Raw genomic sequence first — 19582 nt, 5'->3', positions numbered from 1 at the left:
TCCGGGCGTCAACCCTGGCAACTCCTGCCAGCCAGCTCCCGGGACAACACTTCACCAAGACCTGCCGGGGCGCGGCCGAGCAGGGCACCGAGCGGCACCCCTCCGGTCGGCAGGCCGTGGTCGTCGTAGTAGGCGAACATCGCGCGCAGCCAGACCCGCTCGCGCTCGTCGAGACCGGTGGCGCTCTCGCCCCAGTCGTCCGGGTCGATCCGGTGCGCGACGACCGGGCGACCGAGCACGTCGGCCGCCGCGGCGGCGACGTCGGCGACGCTCACGAGTGCCGGTCCCCCGAGCTCGTAGGTCGCGCCGACATGGCCCGGCGTGGTCAGCACCGCCGCGGTCGCCGCGGCGACGTCGTGCAGGTCGACCAGGCCGAACGGCGTGTGCACCGCATAGGGGACGTCGAGCCGGTCGCCGCTCCCCTCGGCCAGCGCGGCGAGCGCGGGCACGAAGTTCTGCACGTAGGCGCAGGGCTGCAGGAGCGTCCACTCCAGCCCGGAGCGGCGGACCAGGTCCTCCGCCTCGGCCTTGCCGACGTGGTGCGGCATCGCCGGCACGTACGGCGAGGCCACCGAGTGGTAGACCAGCCGGCCGACGCCGACCTGCTGCGCCGCGGCGAGCACGGCGCTGACGTACCCGGGCTCGTCCGGGTGGAGGTTGGGCGCGATGACGTGCACCGCGTCGGCACCGGCCAGCGCGGCCGGCAGGTCGCCGAACGCGGCCCTGCCCAGGGGGCGTGTCGCCACGCCCGCCTGGGCCAGGGCCGCGCTGACGGCGCGGCCGGTCTTGCCCGATCCTCCGAGGACCGCGACCTTCACGGCGATCCTCAGAGGGTGTCCACCGCGGCCGCGGTGGCGCCACCGGAGAGGGTGCCGTAGCCGGGACCCCGGTCGAAGAAGACGTCGTCCTCGGCCGGAGCGGGCCGGCCGGCCCGCTCGGTCGCGGTCGCCGCGGCGTCGTACCCGAGGGTGTCGTCGTCGAGCGAGCCGGTGAGGACCACGCCGTAGTCGGCGAGGGCCGCCTCGGCGGAGACCTTGCGCCACACGACGTCGCGGACGACGAGCTCCGGGTCGCGCTCGAGCGGGTTGCCCCAGCCGCCACCACCGGTGGTGCGGATCCGGATGGTCTCGCCAGCCACGACGGGCTCGGCGTCGGCGAGGGCGTCGACCTCGCGCTCGTTGGGGCCGCCCGGGTCGATGGTGACCTGGAACGGCTTGCCCGCCTTGCCGCCCTTGACGCCCCAGCAGGCGAGGATCGAGCGGTCCGCGATGGACATGAAGTTCGCGTCCTTGAGCATCCGGATGTGCTTCTCGTAGCCCAGGCCGCCGCGGAACTGACCGGCGCCGCCCGAGTCGACCGCGAGGCCGAGCGACTCGACCACGAACGGGAAGCGCGACTCGGTGAACTCCGTCGGGAGGTTCCGCGAGTCCGGGACGACGTGGATGGTGTCCTCGCCGTCGGCGTAGTAGCGGCCGCCGGAGCCGCCGCCGAGCACCTCGCGCATGAGGTACGAGCGGCCCTCGAGGTCCTCGCCGTAGACGCCGGTGTAGCGGATCGTCTCCTGGTCGGCGGGCATCTTGCCGTCGACCGCCTTGGCGATCACGCCGGCGAGCACGCCCAGCAGGCGCAGGATGACGAACGTCCGGGCGTTGGTCGGCGCCGGGAAGACCGGCGTGAGCAGCGTCCCCGGCGGCGGGAACCTCATCTCGATGAGCGGCACGACGCCTTCGTTGACGTCGAGCTCGGCCATCCGCTCGGGGGTGTCCGCGAGGTTGCGCAGGATCGGCGCGAGCCACTTCTTGAGGAAGACGCCGTCGGAGTAGTCGCCGCAGTGGTTGATCGGGCCCTTGGCCTGCGGACCGGTGCCCGCGAAGTCGAGGATGAGCCGCTCGCCCTCGGGGTCCTCGGCCGCCGTCCGGGTCAGCGTGATCCGCTGCGTGTGCAGCTGCGGGTCGTCGACGCCGTCGTGCTCGGCGTAGTCCTCCCAGGTCCAGGTGCCGACCGGGATCTTGGAGAGGATCTCGCGCCGGTAGGTCTCGGTGGACCGGTCGATGACGGCGTCGAAGCAGGCCTCGACGGTCTCGATGCCGTAGCGGTCGAACAGCTCGCCCAGGCGCCGCGCGCCCATCAGGCAGGCCGAGCACTCGGCGTCGAGGTCGGCCGCGAGCGACTCGGGCATGCGCGAGTTGCGCGTCATGATCGTCAGCGCCGAGCGGTTGGGCACGCCGGCGTCCCACAGCTTGATCGGGGGAACCGCGAGGCCCTCCTCGAACACGCTGGTGGCGTGGGACGGCATGGAGCCGGGCACCGCGCCGCCGATGTCGTCGTGGTGGCCGAACGCCTGGATGAACGCGACGACGCGGCGCTCCCCCTCCGGACCCGCGAACACCGGGACGGTGACGCACAGGTCGGGGAGGTGGCCGATGCCACCCTCGGAGAGGTAGACGTCGTTGTGGAAGAAGACGTCACCCTCCTTCATCTCCTCGATCGGGAAGTCCCGGGCGACCGGGTGCACGAGCGCGGAGTACGAGCGGCCGGTGAGCTTGCGCAGCAGCCGGTCGTGGATGCCCGCACGGAAGTCGTGCGCGTCGCGGATCATCGGCGAGCGGCTGGTCCGCGCGATGGCGGTCTCGACCTCGTGCTCGACGGCGGCCAGCGAGCCCTGGACGATCTCGACCAGGACGGGGTCGGCGCTGCGGCCGGCGTCCTCGGTCAGGGTCCCGAAGGGGAACTGGGTCGGCGCGCGGTGCGAGGTGATGTCACCCTCGTGGGTGAACGTCCGCGGCGCGGTGGGGTTCTGGACAGAGATGGTCTGGCAGCTCAGGCACATGTCAGTTTCCCTCCGAGCGCGTCACGATGATGTTGGCGTAGTCGTCGACCCGGGCCGTGAAGCCGGGGTGGACGGGCACGGTCGAACCGAACTCCTCGATGATCACCGGACCGGTGAGCACCTGGCCGGCCGGCAGGTCGGGGCGCCAGAAGATGGGCGTCTCGACGTACCCGGCGTCGGCGTCGAAGCAGATGGAGCGGGTGCCCGTGGGCTGCGGCTCCGGCTTCGCGCCGTCGGCGCGGAGGATCTCGGGGCGCTTGATCGGACCGACGCCCGAGACCCGGAGGTTGACGACCTCGACCTGCTGCGACGCGTCGCCGGAGAAGTCGTAGCCGTAGAGCACCTTGTGCTCGGCGTGGAAGCGGTCGGCGACCGCCGTCAGCGTCTCGGTGGTGATCGGGCCGTCCGGGACGCCGACCCGGACCTCGAAGGCCTGGCCGAAGTAGCGGACGTCGGCGGTGCGCACGAAGACGTGGTCGGCCTCGGCGAAGCCCTCCTTGCCGAGGGCCTCGGCGGCACGCGCCTGCAAGACGTCGAACTCGCGCTGCAGGTCGGCCGTGTCGACGTTCTCCTGGAGCGCGACGTGGGTCTGCACGTAGTCGTTCTTGACGTCGACCGTGAGCAGGCCGAAGGCCGAGACGTTGCCCGGGTTCGGCGGGACCAGCACGGTCGGGACGTTGAGGATGTCCATCAGCCGGCACAGCAGCAGCGAGCCCGAGCCACCGAACGTGGTGAGCGCGAAGTCGCGGACGTCGAGGCCCCGCTTGACGGTGACCTGGCGCAGCGCGTTGGCCTGGTTCCACGCGGAGATCTCGAGGATGCCGGTCGCACAGGCCTCCGCCGAGATGCCGAGCTTGCCGGCCAGCTGCTGGATCGCGGCCGTCGCGGCGTCGACGTCGAGCGGGATCTCGCCACCGAGCAGGTGGGGAGGGATCCGGCCGAGGAAGACGTGGGCGTCGGTGATCGTGACGTCCGTGCCGCCCTTGCGGTAGCAGATCGGACCCGGGTCGGCGCCGGCCGAGTGGGGGCCGACCTTGAGCGTGCCCTCGGGCGAGAGCCACGCGATGGAGCCGCCGCCGGCACCGACGGTGACGACGTCGATCATCGGGATCTTGGACGGGTAGACGCCGACGCTGCCCTCGGTGGTCAGCGTGGGCTCGCCGTCGATGACGACGGAGACGTCGGTCGACGTACCGCCGCCGTCGGAGGTGAGGACCTTGTCGAACCCGGCGACCTTGGCGATCAGGGCCGCGCCGAGCGCGCCCGCTGCCGGACCGGACAGGACCGTCGTGATGGGCTGGTGCACGACCTCGTCGGCCGAGAGCACGCCACCGTTGGACTTCATCACGTAGAACGGGATGGTCCGGCCGCTCTGCTGGGCGAGCCGGTCCTTGATGTTGTTGACGTAGCGGCTCAGCTTGGGCTTGACCGCCGCGTCGACGAGCGTCGTCATCGAGCGCTCGTACTCGCGGTACTCGCGCAGCACCTCGCTCGAGATCGAGACGACCGCGTCGGGGTGCTCCTCGGCGATGATCTCGCGCATCCGCTCCTCGTGCGCCGGGTTGGCGTACGCGTGCAGGAAGCAGACACCCAGCGTGTCGATGCCCTTGTTCTTGAACCAGCGCGCGACCTCGCGGGCCTTCTCCTCGTCGAACGGGCGGATCTCCGCGCCCGTGAAGTCGAGGCGTCCCCCGACGCCCTTGACCAGGTCCCGCGGGACGATCCGGTCGGGCTTCACCCAGAAGTACGAGTTGCCGTACCCGTCGGGCACCGACTGGCGGGCGATCTCCAGCATCGCCTCGTAGCCCTCGGTGGTGATGAATCCCAGCGCGTCGACCTTGCCCTCGAGGAGCTGGTTCGTCGCGACCGTGGTGCCGTGGCTGACCGCCACCACGTCGTCGAACTGCGCCTGGGCGATGCCGAGCACCTTGTCGATGCCCGCCAGGAACCCGTCGGCCGGGTTGCCCGGCGTGCTCGGGGTCTTGGTCGTGACGACCTCACCGCTTTCCTCGTCGAAGGCGACGACGTCGGTGAACGTGCCGCCGGTGTCGATGCCGATTCTGATCCGCCTCGCTGTCATGGGTCACATTCAAGTGACCCGCGTCGCTTCGCACGACGGCATCTTCTGCCGAGGGAATGGCAGTTGGTCGGCAGAAGTTGACGACCACACTTCGCTGAGCGCGAGCCCATGTCCAGAACCCGTCCCCAAGCGCCCGTTCGGGGAGCGTCGCGCAGCGGGGAGACCGGCGACCGAAAGGCCGAAGGCCGCGCAGCCGAAGGCGAAGCCGAGGTGGCGGCCGCGTAGCGGCGGCGCGAGCGCAGCGAGTGCCGGCACCCGCGCCGCCAGCCGGCCGTCCGGGCCCCGCAGTCAAGGACGCCGTAGGCGCCGCGCAGCGGGGCCGAAGGCCTCCTTGACGGCGGGAGACGGTCGGCTAAGCGCGGCCGCCACCGCAACCACCCTCACCAGCGCCCGACCGGCCCAACCGTGCACCCTCGAGCGCCCAACCCTGCGACTTCGAGGGTCGAACCCTGCTACTTCGGCGGGGGTTAACGAGCGGCCAGGGCCTCGACGGCGGCGGCGACCTCGAGCAGGCGGAGGTCGGCGCCGTGGCGCGCGACGATCTGGACGCCGACGGGCAGGCCGGACGACGTCGTGCCGAACGGCACCGAGATGGCCGGGCAGCCGGTGACGGTGATGAAGTACGCCGAGCGCATCCAGTCGAGGTAGGTCGCCATGGGCTTGCCGTTGATCTCGGTCGGGAACTCCTGGGTCGCCGGGAACGGCGGGACCTGGGAGACCGGGAGCACCAGGACGTCGTACGAGCCGAAGAACGACCGCATCGTCTCGGACAGGGCGGTGCGCTGGGTGTAGGCGCGGGCCACGTCGGCTCCGGTGAGCGACTCGCCGGCGCGGATGTTGTCGGCCAGCGACTGCTTGAACGAGTCGGGGTGCGCCGCGAGCAAGCGGCCGAGCTTGGCCTGGAAGTGCCAGGCGCGCAGGGTCCGGAAGGTGTCGTCGGCGAGGGACAGGTCGGGCGCGGCACCGGAGACCGAGGCCCCCGCCGAGGCCAGGGCGGCGCCGGCCGCCTCGACGACGGCGGCCACTTCGTGGTCGACGTCGATCGCGCCGGCCAGGTCGACGCTCAGCGCCACCCGCAGCCCGGCCAGCGACGCGGCGACCGGCGCCGCGAAGACAGCGCCGGGGTCACCGAGGGCCTGGGGGGCGCGCGGGTCGGGTCCGGCCATGACCGAGAGCAGGAGCGCGAGATCGCCGACGTTGCGGGCCATCGGGCCGCCGACGGAGGTGGTCTCCCACTGGTTGTAGAGCGGCCACTCGGGCACCCGGCCGAGGCTCGGGCGCATGCCGACGACGCCGCAGAAGGACGCCGGGTTGCGCAAGGAGCCGCCCATGTCGGAGCCGTCGGCGAGGGGCACCATGCCGGCCGCCAGGGCGCACGCCGCTCCCCCGCTGGACCCGCCCGCGGAGCGGGTGGGGTCGACCGGGTTGAGGGTGGTGCCGAAGACCGGGTTGAACGTGTGGGAGCCGGCCGCGAACTCGGGGACGTTGGTCTTGCCGATGGTCACGGCGCCGGCGGCGCGCACCCGTTCGACGATGAGCTCGTCGTGCTCGGGAACGTTGGCCGCCATCACCGGCGATCCGTACGTCGTCCGCCAGCCGCCCACCGCGTGGGTGTCCTTGAACGCGAACGGCAGTCCGTGCAGCGGACCGACCTCGGCACCCGAGGCGAGCAGCTCGTCGGCCGCAGCAGCACCCGCGCGAGCTCGCGACTCGTCGAGCGAGACGATCGCGTTGAGCTCGGGGTTGCGGGCGGCGATCCGCTCGAGGTGGAGGTCGAGCAGCTCGCGCGCCGACACCTCCCGACGACGGACGGCGGCCGCCTGCTCGCGCGCGGTCGAGTCGACCGAGAGCGAGGTGCCGGACGTCATCGCCGGCGGCCCAGCAGCCCGCCCACGATCACGCCGGCGAGCACGAGCCCGCCACCGACCGCGACGCCCATGAGGAACGACTCGCCACCCACAGCGGCACCGGCGCCGGCGCGCGCGGCCTTCGGAGCAGCCGCGAACACCGGCGCCCCTTCGGCCGACACCGTCGGCTCGGCAGCGGCCACCTCGGCCGGCAGGCCGTTGGCGATGACCTTCTCGACGTTGCCGAAGAACTCGGCCGCCATCCGGCGCGAGACGCTGGTCAGCATCCGCTGGCCCACGCCGCCGATCATGCCGCCGACGACGGCGTCCGCGTCGTACGACAGGACCGTCTCGTCACCGGAGCCGGCGAAGGTCACCAGGACCGTCGCGTCGATGGTGCCCGGCGCGCCGGCGCCCTTGAGCTTCATGGTGAGGCCCTCGCCCTTGCGGAGGTCCTCGAGCACGCAGGAGCCCGAGTAGGTGCCCTTGATCGCCGCGACGCCGGCGCTGACCGTCATCGCGTAGGCGTTCTCACCGGTCGCCTCGAGCTGCTCGCAGCCGGGGATCGTCGCCACGAGGACCCGCGGGTCCAAGATCGCGTCCCAGACCTTCTCGACGGGGGCGGCGATGGTGTTCTGACCGGAGATCTTCACTTCGACTCCTTCTGGGCCGCACGGAGCGCGAAGAGCTCCGACGGCGAGATGGGCATGGCGGTGATGGTGAGGCGCTCGGCGTCCTCGATGGCGGCGGCGAACGCGGCGGACCCGGGGATCACGCCGGCCTCGCCCGCGCCCTTGATGCCGAGCGGGTTGAGCGGAGACGGGGTCTCCAGGTGGTCGATCTCGATGCTCTCGGGCACCTCGGTGACGTAGGGCATGAGGAAGTCCATGAACGAGGCGTTGAGCAGCTGCCCGGACTCGTCGTAGGCCATCCGCTCGTAGAGCGCACCGCCGACACCCTGCGCGACACCGCCGTGGATCTGGCCCTCGACGATCATCGGGTTGATCAGGTGTCCGCAGTCGTGGACGACGGCGTACTTGAGGATCCGGATCTCGGCGGTCTCGACGTCGGTCTCGACGATCACGGCGTGCATGCCGGAGGCGAACGTCGAGCGCGGCGGCGAGTAGAAGTCCTTGCCCTCGAGGCCCGGCTCGTCGTCCTCGGCGACCGGCGGCTTCGTCGGGTCGCCGACGTTGAACTGCGTGGCCGCCTTGGACGCCTCGTCGAAGGCGTAGCGCAGCGGGTTGGACAGGACGGCGATCGTGCCGAGCGGGATGGACGAGTCGGTGCCCTTGACGCTGACGACGCCGTCGACGATCTCGAGGTCGTCGATGTCGGCCTCGAGCGCGTCGGCCGCGATGCGGAGCGCCTTCTCCTTGGCACGCTTGGCGGCCAGGTGGATCGCCGAGCCGCTCATCACGGCGGCGCGGGAGGCGAAGGTGCCCACGGCGTAGGCCATCCGGCGGGTGTCGCCCGTGGTGATCTCGACGTCCTCGAAGCGAACGCCGAGCTCGTCGGCCACGATCTGCGCGAACGCGGTCTGGTGGCCCTGGCCCTGCGAGGTGAGGCCGGTGGCGACCTTGACCTTGCCGGACGTCTCGATGTGCACGTGCGCGCCCTCGTAGGGGCCGACGCCGGTGCCCTCGACGTAGCAGGCCAGGCCGAGGCCGACTCGCTTGCCCTCGGCGGCCTTCGCCTCGCGGAACGACTCGAAGTTGTCCCAGTCGACGAGCTCCTTGATCTTGTCGAGCATCGCCGGGTAGTCGCCGGAGTCGTACTTGAGCTCGCGACCGTCCTGGAAGATCAGGCCCTGGTCGTAGGGGAACTCGTCGGGCTGGATGAAGTTGACTGCGCGGACGTCGGCGCGGTCCTTGCCGAGCTCGGCGGCGATCGCGTCCATCGTCCGCTCCATCACGAAGCAGCCCTGCGGCCGGCCGGCGCCGCGGTAGGGCGTCACGATGACCGTGTTCGTGTAGAGCGAGTCGAACTGCACGTGGTAGGCGCCCGGCTTGTAGGGGCCGAGCAGCTGGGTCGAGGTGATGATCGGGACGATCAGCCCGTACGGCGTGTAGGCGCCGTGGTCGTGCCAGAAGCGGACGTCGAGCCCGAGCACACGGCCCTCGTCGTCGAAGCCGACCTCGACGTGGTGCACCTGCGCCCGCTCGTGGGCCGAGGAGATGAAGTGCTCGCGCCGGTCCTCGGTGAACTTCACCGCGCGGCCGAGCTTCTGCGCGGCGAGCGGGACGAGGAGCTCCTCGGGCCACGGGTGCACGATCTTGACGCCGAAGCCGCCGCCCACGTCGGGCGTGATGACGTCGACCTGGCCGAGGTCGAGGCCGAGCTTGGCCGCGACGGCGGCGCGGACGCCGGTGGAGGTCTGCGTGGAGGTCCACACCTGCAGCCGGTTCTGGTCGGGGTCCCAGCGCGCGACGGTGCCGCGACCCTCCATCGGCATGCAGGCGCTGCGCTCGATCTTGAGGTCGAGCGAGAGCGTGTGGGGCGCGGCGGCGATGGCCGCGGCGGCGTCGCCGTTGGACTGCTCCATGCGTGCGGCCACGTTGCCGGGGACGTCGTCGTGGACCAGGTTCGCGGCCTCGCGCGCGGCCTCGACGCCGACGACGGCGGGCAGCAGCTCGAACTCCACGGCGATCCGGGCGAGCGCGTCCTCGGCGATGTAGCGGTCGTCGGCGACGACGAAGGCGATCGCCTCGCCGACGTAGTTGACCTCGTCCTTGGCCAGCGCGTACTGGGTGCGGCCCTGGGTCAGCGTGGGGTGCGGGATGAGCAGCGGCAGCGGCTCGGCCATCGCGCCCTCGAGGTCGTCGTAGGTCCACACGGCGTGGACGCCCTCGACGTCGAGCACGGCGTCGACGTCGATCGAGACGATCCGGGCGTGCGCGTGGGGGCTGCGCAGGACGGCGGTGTGCAGCGCGTCGAGCGCCACGTCGTCGACGTAGCGCCCGGTGCCGCGGACCAGCCGCTCGTCCTCGACGCGCTGGACCTTGGCGCCCATCATCTTGGTGGTCACTGGACGTCCTCGCTCTCGCGGGCCAGCTCGGCTGCGCGGCAGACCGCCTTGACGATGTTCTGGTAGCCCGTGCAGCGGCAGAGGTTGCCGGCGATCATGTCGCGGGCCTCGTCCTCGGTGGGCTCGGGGTTCTCGGCGATGCCGGCGGTGATCGTGGTGAGGAAGCCCGGCGTGCAGAAGCCGCACTGCAGGCCGTGGCACTCGCGGAACGCCTGCTGCACCGGGCCGAGCGTGCCGTCGGGGTTCTCGAGACCCTCGACGGTGGTGACCTCGTGGCCCGCGGCCGAGACCGCGAACATGAGGCAGCTGCGCATCGGCTGGCCGTCGACCAGGACGGTGCAGGCACCGCAGACGCCGTGCTCGCAGCCGACGTGGGTGCCGGTCAGGCCGAGGTCGTGGCGCAGCGCGTCGGAGAGCAGCCGCCGGGCGGGCACGGCCGTCTCGTGCTCGACGCCGTTGACGGTCAGCCGGATCTCGTGGATCTGCTCGGTCACGACTGCTGCTCCTCACGAGCGTTCTGGTAGGCCGCGGAGACGACCCGCGCGGTGAGCACCCGGGCGAGGTGCGCGCGGTAGTCGGCCGTGGCGTGGATGTCGGTCTCCGGCTCGAGGACGGCGAGCGCCGCGTCGGCCGCCCGCGCCAGCGACGCGTTGGTCATCTCGCCGTCGAGCGCCTCGGTCAGGTCGACCACGGCCGGGATGTCGGAGACGGAGAGGTAGCCGGCCTTGGCCGCGACCACCCGCTCGCCGTCGACGGTGACGACGGCCGCGACACCGCACATGGCGTAGTCGCCGTGCCGGCGGGCGATCTCCTCGAAGGCGACGCCCGTGCCGGCGGCGAGCGCCGGGAAGAACGCCTCGACGGCGATCTCGTCGTGGTGCAGGCTCGACTCGAGCGGGCCGACGTAGAGCTCCTCGACCGGGATGGTCCGGCGCCCCTGCGGTCCGACCACGTCGAGGGAGCCGCCCAGCAGCTGCAGCACCATCGGCATCTCGGCCGCCGCGTCGGCGTGGACCAGCGAGCCGACCGTCGTCCCGCGGTTGCGGATGGTCGCGTGGGCGACGTTGGCGAGCGCCTTCGTCACCAGCGGCTGGACCCGCGCCACGTCGGCGTCGGCGAGCACCTGGGCGTGCCGGGCGAGCGCACCCACCCGGACGCCGTCGGCGCCGACGTTGACGTGGTCGAGGTCCGGCAGCTCGTTGATGTCCACGAGGACGGCCGGAGCCGCGAGCCGCATGGAGAGCAGCGGCACGAGGCTCTGGCCTCCGGCGAGGACCTTGGCCTCCGGATGCCCGGCCAGGGCCTGGAGGGCTTCCTCCAGGGACCCCGGCCGGACGTAGTCGAACGGTGCGGGCTTCACAGCCTCTTGGTCACCTCACCTGATCCGAGTTCCGCCTTGCGGCGGTTGACAGCGTGGAAGAAGACGATGACGAGGATCGTGCCGAGGGCGATGCCACCCAGCTGGAAGTCGTCGGTGATCTTGAGCGAGACGCCGCCGATGCCGGCGATCAGGCCGGCCGCGAGGCCGACCATGTTGACCGGGTCGCCGAAGTCGACACGGTTCTCGACCCAGATCTTGGCGCCGACCAGTCCGATCATGCCGTACAGGACGACGGTGATGCCGCCGAGGACGCCGCCGGGGGTGGCGTTCACGATGGCCCCGAACTTCGGGCACAGACCGAGCAGGATGGCGACGATGCCGGCGACGTAGTAGGCCGCGGTCGAGTAGACCTTGGTGGCACCCATGACGCCGATGTTCTCGGCGTACGTCGTCGTGGGCGAGCCGCCGAAGGCGCTCGCGAAGGCGGTGGCCAGACCGTCGGCACCGATGGCGCGACCCATGTAGGGGTCGAGGTTGTCGCCGGTCATCTCGGCGACGGCCTTGACGTGGCCGGTGTTCTCGGCGATGAGCGCGATGACGCCCGGCAGCACGAGGAGGATGAACGTCATCGACAGGCTCGGGCCGTGGATGACCGAGACGCCGTCGGCGAGCTTGCCGCTCGGGAAGCCGATCCAGTCAGCCTTGCCGACCAGGTCCCACGAGACGCGGTCGTGCTCGACCGCGACGCCGTTGCTGCTGCCGGTGATCGAGGTGATCGAGCCGAAGATCTTGTCGGCGAAGATCGAGGCCACGAAGCCGAAGATCAGCGCCAGGAAGACCGCGATCCGGGACCAGAAGCCCGGGAGCAGCACCGAGGCGCAGACCAGGAACGCGGCGGTGAGCAGCGCGATCCACTGGTCCTGGGGCCAGTAGACGCCCGCGACGACCGGCGCCAGGTTGAAGCCGATCAGCATGACCACGGCACCGGTCACCGCCGGCGGCAGGATCTTGTGGATCAGGCCGGCGCCGGCGAAGTGCACGGCGACACCGATGACGACGAGCACGAGGCCCGAGACCATGATCGCGCCGGTCACGTCGGCGGAGTCGCCGCCCTGTGCACGGATCGCAGCGACACCGGCGACGAACGAGGCGCTCGTACCGAGGTAGCTGGGAACCTTGTTGTTGCAGATCAGCAGGAAGCCGATCGTGCAGACACCCGAGAACATGATGGCCAGGTTCGCGTCCAGGCCCATGACGAGCGGGAACACGAACGTCGCACCGAACATCGCAACGACGTGCTGCGCGCCCAGTCCGATGGTGCGGCCCCACGGGAGCCGCTGGTGGGGCGCGACCGGCTCACCGGGAGCCGGGTCGACTACCTCCCACTTGAACATCGACATGCTGAGTCCTCCTCCTTCGGGGCTGCCTCCTGGACGAGCCCAGAGGGACCAACCTATTGAGGCCCACGTCACACCTCACTGGCCAGTTTCGCCAAAGGCATGCCGATCTGGTGTCGAATGTTGCCCCTAGGCGCCGTGGTCGGCATTCAGTGCCCGACGACCTCCAGGACCTTGAGGGCGACGGCGACGTCGAGGCGCAGGTTCTGGTCCGAGGCGACCGGTCCGAGCAGCCGCTCGAGCTTGCCGACGCGGTAGCGCATCGTGTTGTAGTGGAAGAACTGGGTGCGCGCCGCCTCGGCCACGTTGAAGTTGGTGTTGAGCAGCACCTGGAGCGTCTCGCGCAGGGTCGCGGCCTCGTCGGTGGCCTCGGCCAGCTCGCCCAGGACGTCGTCGGCGAAGGCGCGCAGCTCGGCGGTGTCGGGCACCATCGCGATCAGCCGGTGCAGGCCGAGGTCGTCGAACCACGTGGTCGTGCTGGACCCGCGGAAGCGGCGGCCGACCTCGAGCGCGCGCCGGGCCTGGGTGTAGCTGTCCGGCAGCGTCGCCGGGCCCGGGGCGACCCGGCCCACGCCGACCGAGAACGGGCGCCGGCCGCCGCCCTTGTCGCCGGCCACGGCGTGCACCAGGCGGCGGACGAGGTCGGCGGTGGCGGCGACGTCGTCGCCGGGCAGGACGGCGACCACCTCGGAGCCGAAGTCGGCGATGGGCATGGCCTTGTCGACCGCGCCGGCGACCTGGCGCCAGGCGTTGGCGAAGCGGCCCTGCCACTGGCGCTGGTCCTCGACGGCGACCGGCTGGCCGCTGGGGTCGGGGTCGATCTGGGCGACGACGACGACGTGCGGGCCGCCGAGCTCCCAGCCGAAGCCGGCGACGTGCTCGCGGACGAACTCCTCGGAGCCGGCCCGACCCAGGAAGACGTCGCGGAGGAAGTCGCCGCGGTACTTGTGCTCGACGGCGGAGACCGCCTGCTCGCGGGTGATCGAGAGCGAGACGGCGGTGGCGGCGCGGTTGAGCGCGGTCACCTCGCGCTCGCCGAGCTCGCGGGCGACGACGGCGACCAGGTGCCCGAGGGCCTGGGTCGGCGTCGCGAGCGGCACCCGGTGGATCCGGGAGCCGGTGATCGGCTGGTTCTCGCGGCCGAACCACTCCCCCAGCCACTCGACGCGCAGCCGGCCGGTCTCGTCGGTCAGGTCGGCGTCGGCCAGCCGGGCCCGGGTGTCGTCGTCCATCCGGGCCGCGCGCTCGCGGCCGTCGGTGGTCGTGACGGCCACCTCGGCCTCGAGCACCTCGCCGATGGTCGCCACGAGCTCGTCGAGGTCGGCGCCGGCCAGCACGAGCTGTGCCAGCGACTCGGCGAGGTCCTCGACGTCCATGAAGCCATGGTCGGTGATGGGGTCGCCCGAGGTGGCTATCAACTCTTGCCCGTCTTCTGGCCCGACGTTGGCAATGCTCACCATTCGATGCACGATACCCACCCGTTAGCGTCCGACAAGTGCCGGATCCCGCCCTCTCGTCGTCGACGCTGCCCCCGGGCCGCGTCGCGGGAGCGGGCGGAGCCGCGCTCCGCGACCTGCTGGCGGGCCCCCCACGGGTCGGGACCGTGCTGCACTCCGGGCGCGAGGCGGTCTACGTCCGCGTGGACGAGCGGGTCGTCGGCGTCGTGGCCCGCGGTGCCGTGCACGTGCCGTCCGCGATCGCGACCACGCTCGCCGCGCTGCCCGAGGTCGCCGTCGGCGACCCGGTCCCCGTGGGCGACGGCGTGCTGCGCCTGGCCGGCCTGAGTGTCGGCGTGGACCGGATCGTCGCCACCGACGCGCCCCCGCTGCCCGACCCGGTGGTCGCCGGCGAGCGGCTGGCGGCGGCCGGCCCCGACCTCGACGTCGTACGACGTCAGCTGCCGGCCGAGGCTCTCGACGCCCTCGCGGCGGGCGACCCCGCCGCCGTCCGGGCGCTGCTGGGGCGCGGCGACGGCCTCACCCCGGTCGGCGACGACGTCCTGTCCGGCTGGCTCGTCACGACCCGCGCGGCCGGCGGCGACCCGGACGCGGTGGCGCTCGCCGTCCGGGCCGACGCGCACCGCACGACCGCGCTCTCCGCGACGCTGCTCGCCGATGCGATCGACGGGGCCTCGATCCCGCCGTTCCGCCGGCTCCTCCTCGCCCTCGGCACCGGCCGGGAGGTCGCCGCCGCGGTGACCGCCCTGCGCGCCGTTGGCCACACCTCCGGCGCCGGGATGCTCCTCGGCGCCCTCCTCGCCCTCCGTCCTTCTGTCCCGTCCAGCCCCGCAACACCCCTTGAAGGGAGTCCTCGATGACCGTCGAGCACGTCGAGATCCGTCCCGGCGCCTACGCCGACAGCGTCGCCCTGCTCCAGGTGAGCCGCGACGTCGCGGCCACGCCCGGAGTCACCGCCGCCCAGGTGGCCATGGCGACCGATCTCAACCTGGAGGTGCTGCAGGGCATGGGCTTCACCCTGCCTGCCGCATCCCCCAACGACATGGTGGTCGCACTGCGCCTCGACGACGAGAGCGTGCTGCCCGCCGCCCTCGCCGCCGTCGACGCGGCGCTGGCTGCTGCCCGCAAGGGCTCCACCGGCGGCGAGGTGACCGCCCCACCGCGGACCACCGGCTCCGCCCTGCGCCGCGCCGGCGGCGGGCTCGCGCTCGTCTCGGTGCCCGGCGCCTCCGCGCTCGTCGAGGCGATGGACGCCCTCGACGCCGGCAGCGACGTGATGATCTTCAGCGACAACGTCCCGGTCGACCAGGAGCTCGCCATGAAGCGGATCGCCCGCGACCGCGGCCTCCTCGTCATGGGGCCCGACTGCGGCACCGCCGTCGTCGGCGGTCTGGGCCTCGGCTTCGCCAACACCGTCACGCCCGGCCGGGTCGGCATCGTCGCCGCCTCGGGCACCGGCTGCCAGCAGATCCTGGCCCTGCTCGACGCCGCGGGCGTCGGTGTGGCCGCGGCGCTCGGCGTGGGCGGGCGCGACCTGTCGTCGGCCATCGGCGGCATCTCCACCACGACGGCGCTCGACCGGCTCGACGCCGATCCGAGCGTCGAGCACATCGTCGTCGTCTCCAAGCCGCCGGCGCCCGAGGTGGCCGCCGCCGTCGAGGAGTACGCCGCGACGCTCGGCACCCCGGTCCGCTTCGCGCTGCTCGGCGCGGGCCAGCCCGACATCACCACCCAGGTCGAGGCGCTCCTGGGCGACCTCGGCGTCGCCGTCCCGGAGTGGCCGGTGTGGGGCACGCCCGCCGTCCCCGCCCCCGACGGCGGCAGCGCGCTGCGTGGCCTGTTCGTCGGCGGCACGCTGTGCGACGAGGCGATGCTGCTGGCCGCCGCGAGCGTCGGCGACATCCGCAGCAACATCCCGCTCTCCCCCGAGCTGGCGCTCGACGCGAGCCTGCTCAGCCCGGGCCACCTGATGATCGACTTCGGCGACGACGGCCTCACCCGCGGCCGCGCGCACCCGATGATCGACCCGACGCTGCGCCTCGAGCACCTCACCAAGGTCGCGGCCGACCCCGACACCGCGGTGATCCTGATGGACGTCGTCCTCGGGCACGGTGCGCAGGACGACCCGGCCGGCGACCTCGCCCCGGCGATCGCCGCCGCGCGCGCCGCCCGCGACGTGCCCGTCGTCGTCGCCTGCGTCGGCACCTCGGCCGACCAGCAGGGCCTCACCCGCCAGGCCGAGGCGCTCGCCGCTGCCGGCGCCGAGGTCCACCTGTCCAACGCCGCCGCCACCCGCCGCGCGGTCGCCCTCGCCACCGGAGGAGCCCGATGAGCACCACGTCCCTGCCCAGCCAGTCCCCCGCGGCCGTCGCCGCCGTCGGCGCCGACATGTTCGCCGCCGCCGTCGAGGCCCAGGCCGTCCCGGTCGAGCGCGTCGACTGGAAGCCCCCGATGGAGGGCACCACCGACGACCTCGCCACCGTCGCCGCCGACCCGCTGCGCCGCGACGCCAACGCGCTCGCGGTCTCGCGGATGCTCGACGTCCAGGCGCTGCTCGTCGGCGTCGCGCCGGCCTCCGAGCTGCTCGGCCTCGAGAAGGGCCAGTTCCTCCACGCCGGCCCGCCGATCGAGTGGGAGCGCGCCTCCGGCCCGCTGCGCGGCGCGCTCATGGGCGCCGCCGCCTTCGAGGGGCTCGTCGACTCTCCCGAGGACGCCGAGGCGCTCTTCGCGTCGGGCGCCAATGTGTCGCTCGAGCCGTGCCACCACCGCAGCGCCGTCGGCCCGATGGCCGGCGTCGTGTCGCCGTCGATGTGGATGTTCATCCTCGAGGACCCGGCCACCGGTCGCCGTACCTACTGCTCGCTCAACGAGGGTCTCGGCAAGGTGCTGCGCTACGGCGCGTACGGCCCCGAGGTGCTCGAGCGGCTGCGCTGGATGCGCGACGTCCTCGGCCCGCTGCTCGGTGAGGCCGTCGCGGCGTCCGACCCGGTCGACGCCACCGCGATCCTCGGCCAGATGCTGCAGATGGGCGACGAGGCGCACAACCGCAACCGCGCCGGCACGCTGATGCTCATGCGCGACCTCGCGCCGGCCCTGGTCCGCGCGAACCGCTCGTCGGACGAGATCGCCGAGGCGTTCGCGTTCATCGGCGGCAACGACCACTTCTTCCTCAACATCGCCATGCCGGCGTGCAAGCTCGCTCTCGACGCGGGCCGCGACATCCCCGGCTCGACGATGGTCGTCGCGATGGCCCGCAACGGCACCGACTTCGGCATCCAGGTCTCCGGCACCGGCGACCAGTGGTTCACCGGCCCGGCCCAGCTCGCCGAGGGTCTCTTCCTCGGCGACTACGGCCCGGACGACGCCAACCCGGACATCGGCGACTCCGCCATCACCGAGACCGCCGGCATCGGTGGCTTCGCGATGGCCGCCGCCCCGGCGATCGTCCGCTTCGTCGGCGGCACCGTCCCCGACGCCCTGGCCACCAGCCGCCGGATGCGCGAGATCACCATCGGCGAGAACAACCGCTGGCCGATCCCGGTCCTCGACTTCGCCGGCGCCGCCACGGGCATCGACGTCTCGTCGGTGTGCCGCACCGGCATCCTCCCGCAGATCAACACCGGCATGGCCGGCAAGCTCGCGGGCGTCGGCCAGGTCGGCGCCGGCCTGGTCACGCCCCCGGCGTCGATCTTCCCGGCCGCCCTGGCCGAGCTGGCCCAGCGCACCCGCACCCGCGCGGAGGCCTGACCCCCCACGAAGTGCGTGGGTTGCGGCCCCGAAGTACGGCGGTTGCGGGGTCGAGATTCCGATCTCGACCCCGCAACCTGCCCACTTCGGACCCGCAACCCACGCACTTCGGCGTTTTGAGGTCAGGCGAGGTAGAGCTTGCGCAGGCGGGAGCGGATCTCCCACTCGGTGCGCTCCCCCGCGTCCAGGCGGACGAGCGCGCCCGGTCGCAGGTCGACGGTCTCGCCGGAGTCGACGAAGCGGACCGTCCCCTCGCCCTCGAGGACGACGAACACCTCGTCCGCCTCGACGTCGCGGACGACGCCGGGCGTGATCTCCCAGATCCCGAGCTCGACGCCGTGGAAGGTGCCGAGCTCGACGACGCCCGTGGTCGGCGTACCGGCGACGGTGTCGGCGGCCGGGACCGGCTCGTGCGGGACGTCGGCACCGAGGACGTCGACGTGGCGCTCGTTCACGAGTCGAACCCCAGCCCGAGGGCGTCAAGGGTGCGGAGCCAGGCGTTGCGGTGGCCTCCGTGGTGGTCGGCGCGGTCGAGCGACCAGCGGGTCGCCTGGATGCCGACGGAGGCGATCGGCTCGGGCGGGAACGGCAGCGGCGTCTGGCGCACCATGGCGAGACGGGTCCGCTCGGAGTCGAGACCGGCGAGGCGGTCGAGCATCACCTCGGCCGCGAACCGGGTGGCGCCGACGCCGAGCCCGGTGAAGCCGGCCGCGTGCGCGACCCGGCCGCGCATCGCGAGCCCGAAGAACGCGCAGAACCGGGTCGAGGTGTCGATCGCGCCGGCCCACTGGTGGCTGAACCGAACGCCCTCGAGCTGGGGGAACGTGGTGAGGAAGTGCTCGGCCAGCCGCCGGTACGTCGCGGGCCGGTGCTCGTACTCGGGCCGCACCCGGCGCCCGTAGTGGTAGATCGCGTCGTAGCCGCCCCACAGGATCCGGTGGTCGCGGCTGATCCGGTAGTAGTGGAACTGGTTGGCCAGGTCGCCGACGCCCTGGCGGCCCTCCCACCCGACCGACGCGAGCTGCGCGGGGGTGAGCGGCTCGGTCATGAGCGCGTAGTCGTAGACCGGGACGGTGTGCATCCGGTAGCGCGCGAGCAGGCTGGGGAAGACGTTGGTCGCCAGCGCCACCCGGCGCGCGGTGATCGTGCCGCGCGGGGTGCGGACCCGGACCGGTCCGGTGCGGCCGCCGCCGTCGAGGCCGGTGGCGCGGGTGTGCTCGAAGATCTCGACGCCGAGCTCGGCGGCCACCCGGGCCAGCTCGACGGCGAGCTTCGCCGGGTGCACCATCGCGACGTCGGGGTCGAGCACGCCGGCCAGGTACGTCGGGCTGTTCACCATCGCGCGCAGCGCGTCGGCCTCGATCACCTCGGCACCGCCGGCCCGCAGGTCCGCGACCTGGTGCGGCTCGATGGCGACGTCGAGCTCGCCGGTGCGCTCGTAGTCGCAGTCGATGCCGAGCTCGCGCACGGTCGCCTCGATCGCTTCGAGGTTGGCCAGGCCGAGACGCTCCAGCTCGTCGTACTCGTCGGGCCAGCGGGAGCGGCCGTTCTCCTCGCCGTGGGTGATGCTGGCGGCGCAGAAGCCGCCGTTGCGCCCCGAGGCGGCCCAGCCCACCTGCTCGGCCTCGATGAGCACGACCCGGCGGCCGGGCTCGCGCTGCTTGGCCACGAGCGCCGTCCACAGGCCGCAGTAGCCGCCACCGACGACGAGCAGGTCGGTGTCGGCCGAGCCGGTCAGGGCCGGGTAGCCGACCCGGCCGGGCACGTCGTCGAGCCAGAAGCAGCCGTCGCGCACCTGCGCGAGCGCGTGGTCGACCGCCGCGCGCGCGACCGGGGTGCGGGAGAAGACGGTTCCGCGCGCGGAGGCGGCCACGA

The 19582-nt window shown here is 72.6% G+C and carries 15 protein-coding genes; 3 read left to right on the top strand and 12 right to left on the bottom strand.

The window, feature by feature from the left end:
• Window positions 1-8 precede the first annotated feature (8 nt).
• From BM223_RS26625 to BM223_RS26580, 10 genes are all read right to left on the bottom strand, one after another.
• Window positions 9-818 carry an SDR family oxidoreductase gene (locus tag BM223_RS26625; protein ID WP_052138337.1) on the bottom strand — a complete coding sequence of 270 codons (810 nt, stop codon included), beginning with the start codon at window positions 816-818 and terminating at the stop codon, window positions 9-11.
• An 8-nt stretch (window positions 819-826) separates the two neighbouring features.
• The gene (locus BM223_RS26620) at window positions 827-2830 is read right to left on the bottom strand and encodes a hydantoinase B/oxoprolinase family protein (RefSeq protein WP_082003575.1); all 2004 of its coding nucleotides are present in this window, start codon (window positions 2828-2830) and stop codon (window positions 827-829) included.
• Between the two features lies 1 nt (window position 2831).
• Window positions 2832-4910, bottom strand: coding sequence for a hydantoinase/oxoprolinase family protein (locus BM223_RS26615; RefSeq protein ID WP_038677487.1), 2079 nt, complete (start codon window positions 4908-4910; stop codon window positions 2832-2834).
• Between the two features lie 467 nt (window positions 4911-5377).
• On the bottom strand, window positions 5378-6778 hold the full coding sequence (locus BM223_RS26610; RefSeq protein WP_038677486.1) for an amidase: 1401 nt from the start codon (window positions 6776-6778) through the stop codon (window positions 5378-5380).
• Window positions 6775-7410 (bottom strand): SRPBCC family protein, encoded by a 636-nt coding sequence (locus BM223_RS26605; protein WP_038677485.1) that lies wholly within the window; start codon window positions 7408-7410, stop codon window positions 6775-6777. The genes BM223_RS26610 and BM223_RS26605 overlap by 4 nt, the downstream gene beginning before the upstream one ends.
• Complete coding sequence (cutA, locus tag BM223_RS26600) at window positions 7407-9785, bottom strand: aerobic carbon-monoxide dehydrogenase large subunit (protein ID WP_038677484.1); 2379 nt, start codon at window positions 9783-9785, stop codon at window positions 7407-7409. Before cutA ends, BM223_RS26605 begins: the two co-directional genes overlap by 4 nt.
• Window positions 9782-10279: a (2Fe-2S)-binding protein gene (locus BM223_RS26595; protein WP_038677483.1), complete on the bottom strand. Its 498-nt coding sequence runs from the start codon at window positions 10277-10279 to the stop codon at window positions 9782-9784. Before BM223_RS26595 ends, cutA begins: the two co-directional genes overlap by 4 nt.
• Complete coding sequence (locus BM223_RS26590) at window positions 10276-11145, bottom strand: FAD binding domain-containing protein (protein WP_038677482.1); 870 nt, start codon at window positions 11143-11145, stop codon at window positions 10276-10278. The genes BM223_RS26595 and BM223_RS26590 overlap by 4 nt, the downstream gene beginning before the upstream one ends.
• Window positions 11142-12506, bottom strand: a complete 1365-nt coding sequence (locus BM223_RS26585; RefSeq protein ID WP_200887082.1) for a uracil-xanthine permease family protein — start codon at window positions 12504-12506, stop codon at window positions 11142-11144. Before BM223_RS26585 ends, BM223_RS26590 begins: the two co-directional genes overlap by 4 nt.
• A gap of 146 nt (window positions 12507-12652) precedes the next feature.
• Complete coding sequence (locus BM223_RS26580; RefSeq protein WP_052138336.1) at window positions 12653-13879, bottom strand: PucR family transcriptional regulator; 1227 nt, start codon at window positions 13877-13879, stop codon at window positions 12653-12655.
• A 119-nt stretch (window positions 13880-13998) separates the two neighbouring features.
• On the opposite strand from BM223_RS26580, the gene BM223_RS26575 reads away from it, so the two are divergent.
• From BM223_RS26575 to BM223_RS26565, 3 genes are read left to right on the top strand one after another with little or no spacing between them, the layout of a single operon-like run.
• Window positions 13999-14820, top strand: a complete 822-nt coding sequence (locus BM223_RS26575; RefSeq protein ID WP_052138335.1) for an oxamate carbamoyltransferase subunit AllH family protein — start codon at window positions 13999-14001, stop codon at window positions 14818-14820.
• Window positions 14817-16292, top strand: a complete 1476-nt coding sequence (locus BM223_RS26570) for an AllF/FdrA family protein (protein ID WP_038677481.1) — start codon at window positions 14817-14819, stop codon at window positions 16290-16292. The genes BM223_RS26575 and BM223_RS26570 overlap by 4 nt, the downstream gene beginning before the upstream one ends.
• Window positions 16289-17707: a YlbE family protein gene (locus tag BM223_RS26565; RefSeq protein ID WP_038677480.1), complete on the top strand. Its 1419-nt coding sequence runs from the start codon at window positions 16289-16291 to the stop codon at window positions 17705-17707. The genes BM223_RS26570 and BM223_RS26565 overlap by 4 nt, the downstream gene beginning before the upstream one ends.
• 122 nt (window positions 17708-17829) lie before the next feature.
• Here BM223_RS26565 and BM223_RS26560 read toward each other — a convergent pair whose 3' ends face one another.
• A complete protein-coding gene (locus BM223_RS26560; RefSeq protein ID WP_038677479.1) occupies window positions 17830-18162 on the bottom strand; it encodes a cupin domain-containing protein in 333 nt (110 codons plus the stop codon).
• Window positions 18159-19580, bottom strand: a complete 1422-nt coding sequence (locus BM223_RS26555) for an NAD(P)/FAD-dependent oxidoreductase (protein WP_038677478.1) — start codon at window positions 19578-19580, stop codon at window positions 18159-18161. The genes BM223_RS26560 and BM223_RS26555 overlap by 4 nt, the downstream gene beginning before the upstream one ends.
• Window positions 19581-19582: the final 2 nt, after the last annotated feature.

The sequence above is a fragment of the Pimelobacter simplex genome, from assembly GCF_900114845.1.
Classification (GTDB): domain Bacteria; phylum Actinomycetota; class Actinomycetes; order Propionibacteriales; family Nocardioidaceae; genus Nocardioides; species Nocardioides simplex.
Note: the sequence above shows the minus strand (reverse complement) of the source record. Positions and strands in the feature narration are given on the sequence as shown.

Coding starts and splice junctions, on each gene's coding strand:
- BM223_RS26565 (WP_038677480.1), top strand. CDS start 16,289: ATGAGCACCACGTCCCTGCCCAGCCAGTCCCCCGCGGCCGTCGCCGCC.
- BM223_RS26585 (WP_200887082.1), bottom strand. CDS start 12,506: ATGTCGATGTTCAAGTGGGAGGTAGTCGACCCGGCTCCCGGTGAGCCG.
- BM223_RS26620 (WP_082003575.1), bottom strand. CDS start 2,830: ATGTGCCTGAGCTGCCAGACCATCTCTGTCCAGAACCCCACCGCGCCG.
- BM223_RS26580 (WP_052138336.1), bottom strand. CDS start 13,879: ATGGACGTCGAGGACCTCGCCGAGTCGCTGGCACAGCTCGTGCTGGCC.
- BM223_RS26615 (WP_038677487.1), bottom strand. CDS start 4,910: ATGACAGCGAGGCGGATCAGAATCGGCATCGACACCGGCGGCACGTTC.
- BM223_RS26610 (WP_038677486.1), bottom strand. CDS start 6,778: ATGACGTCCGGCACCTCGCTCTCGGTCGACTCGACCGCGCGCGAGCAG.
- BM223_RS26570 (WP_038677481.1), top strand. CDS start 14,817: ATGACCGTCGAGCACGTCGAGATCCGTCCCGGCGCCTACGCCGACAGC.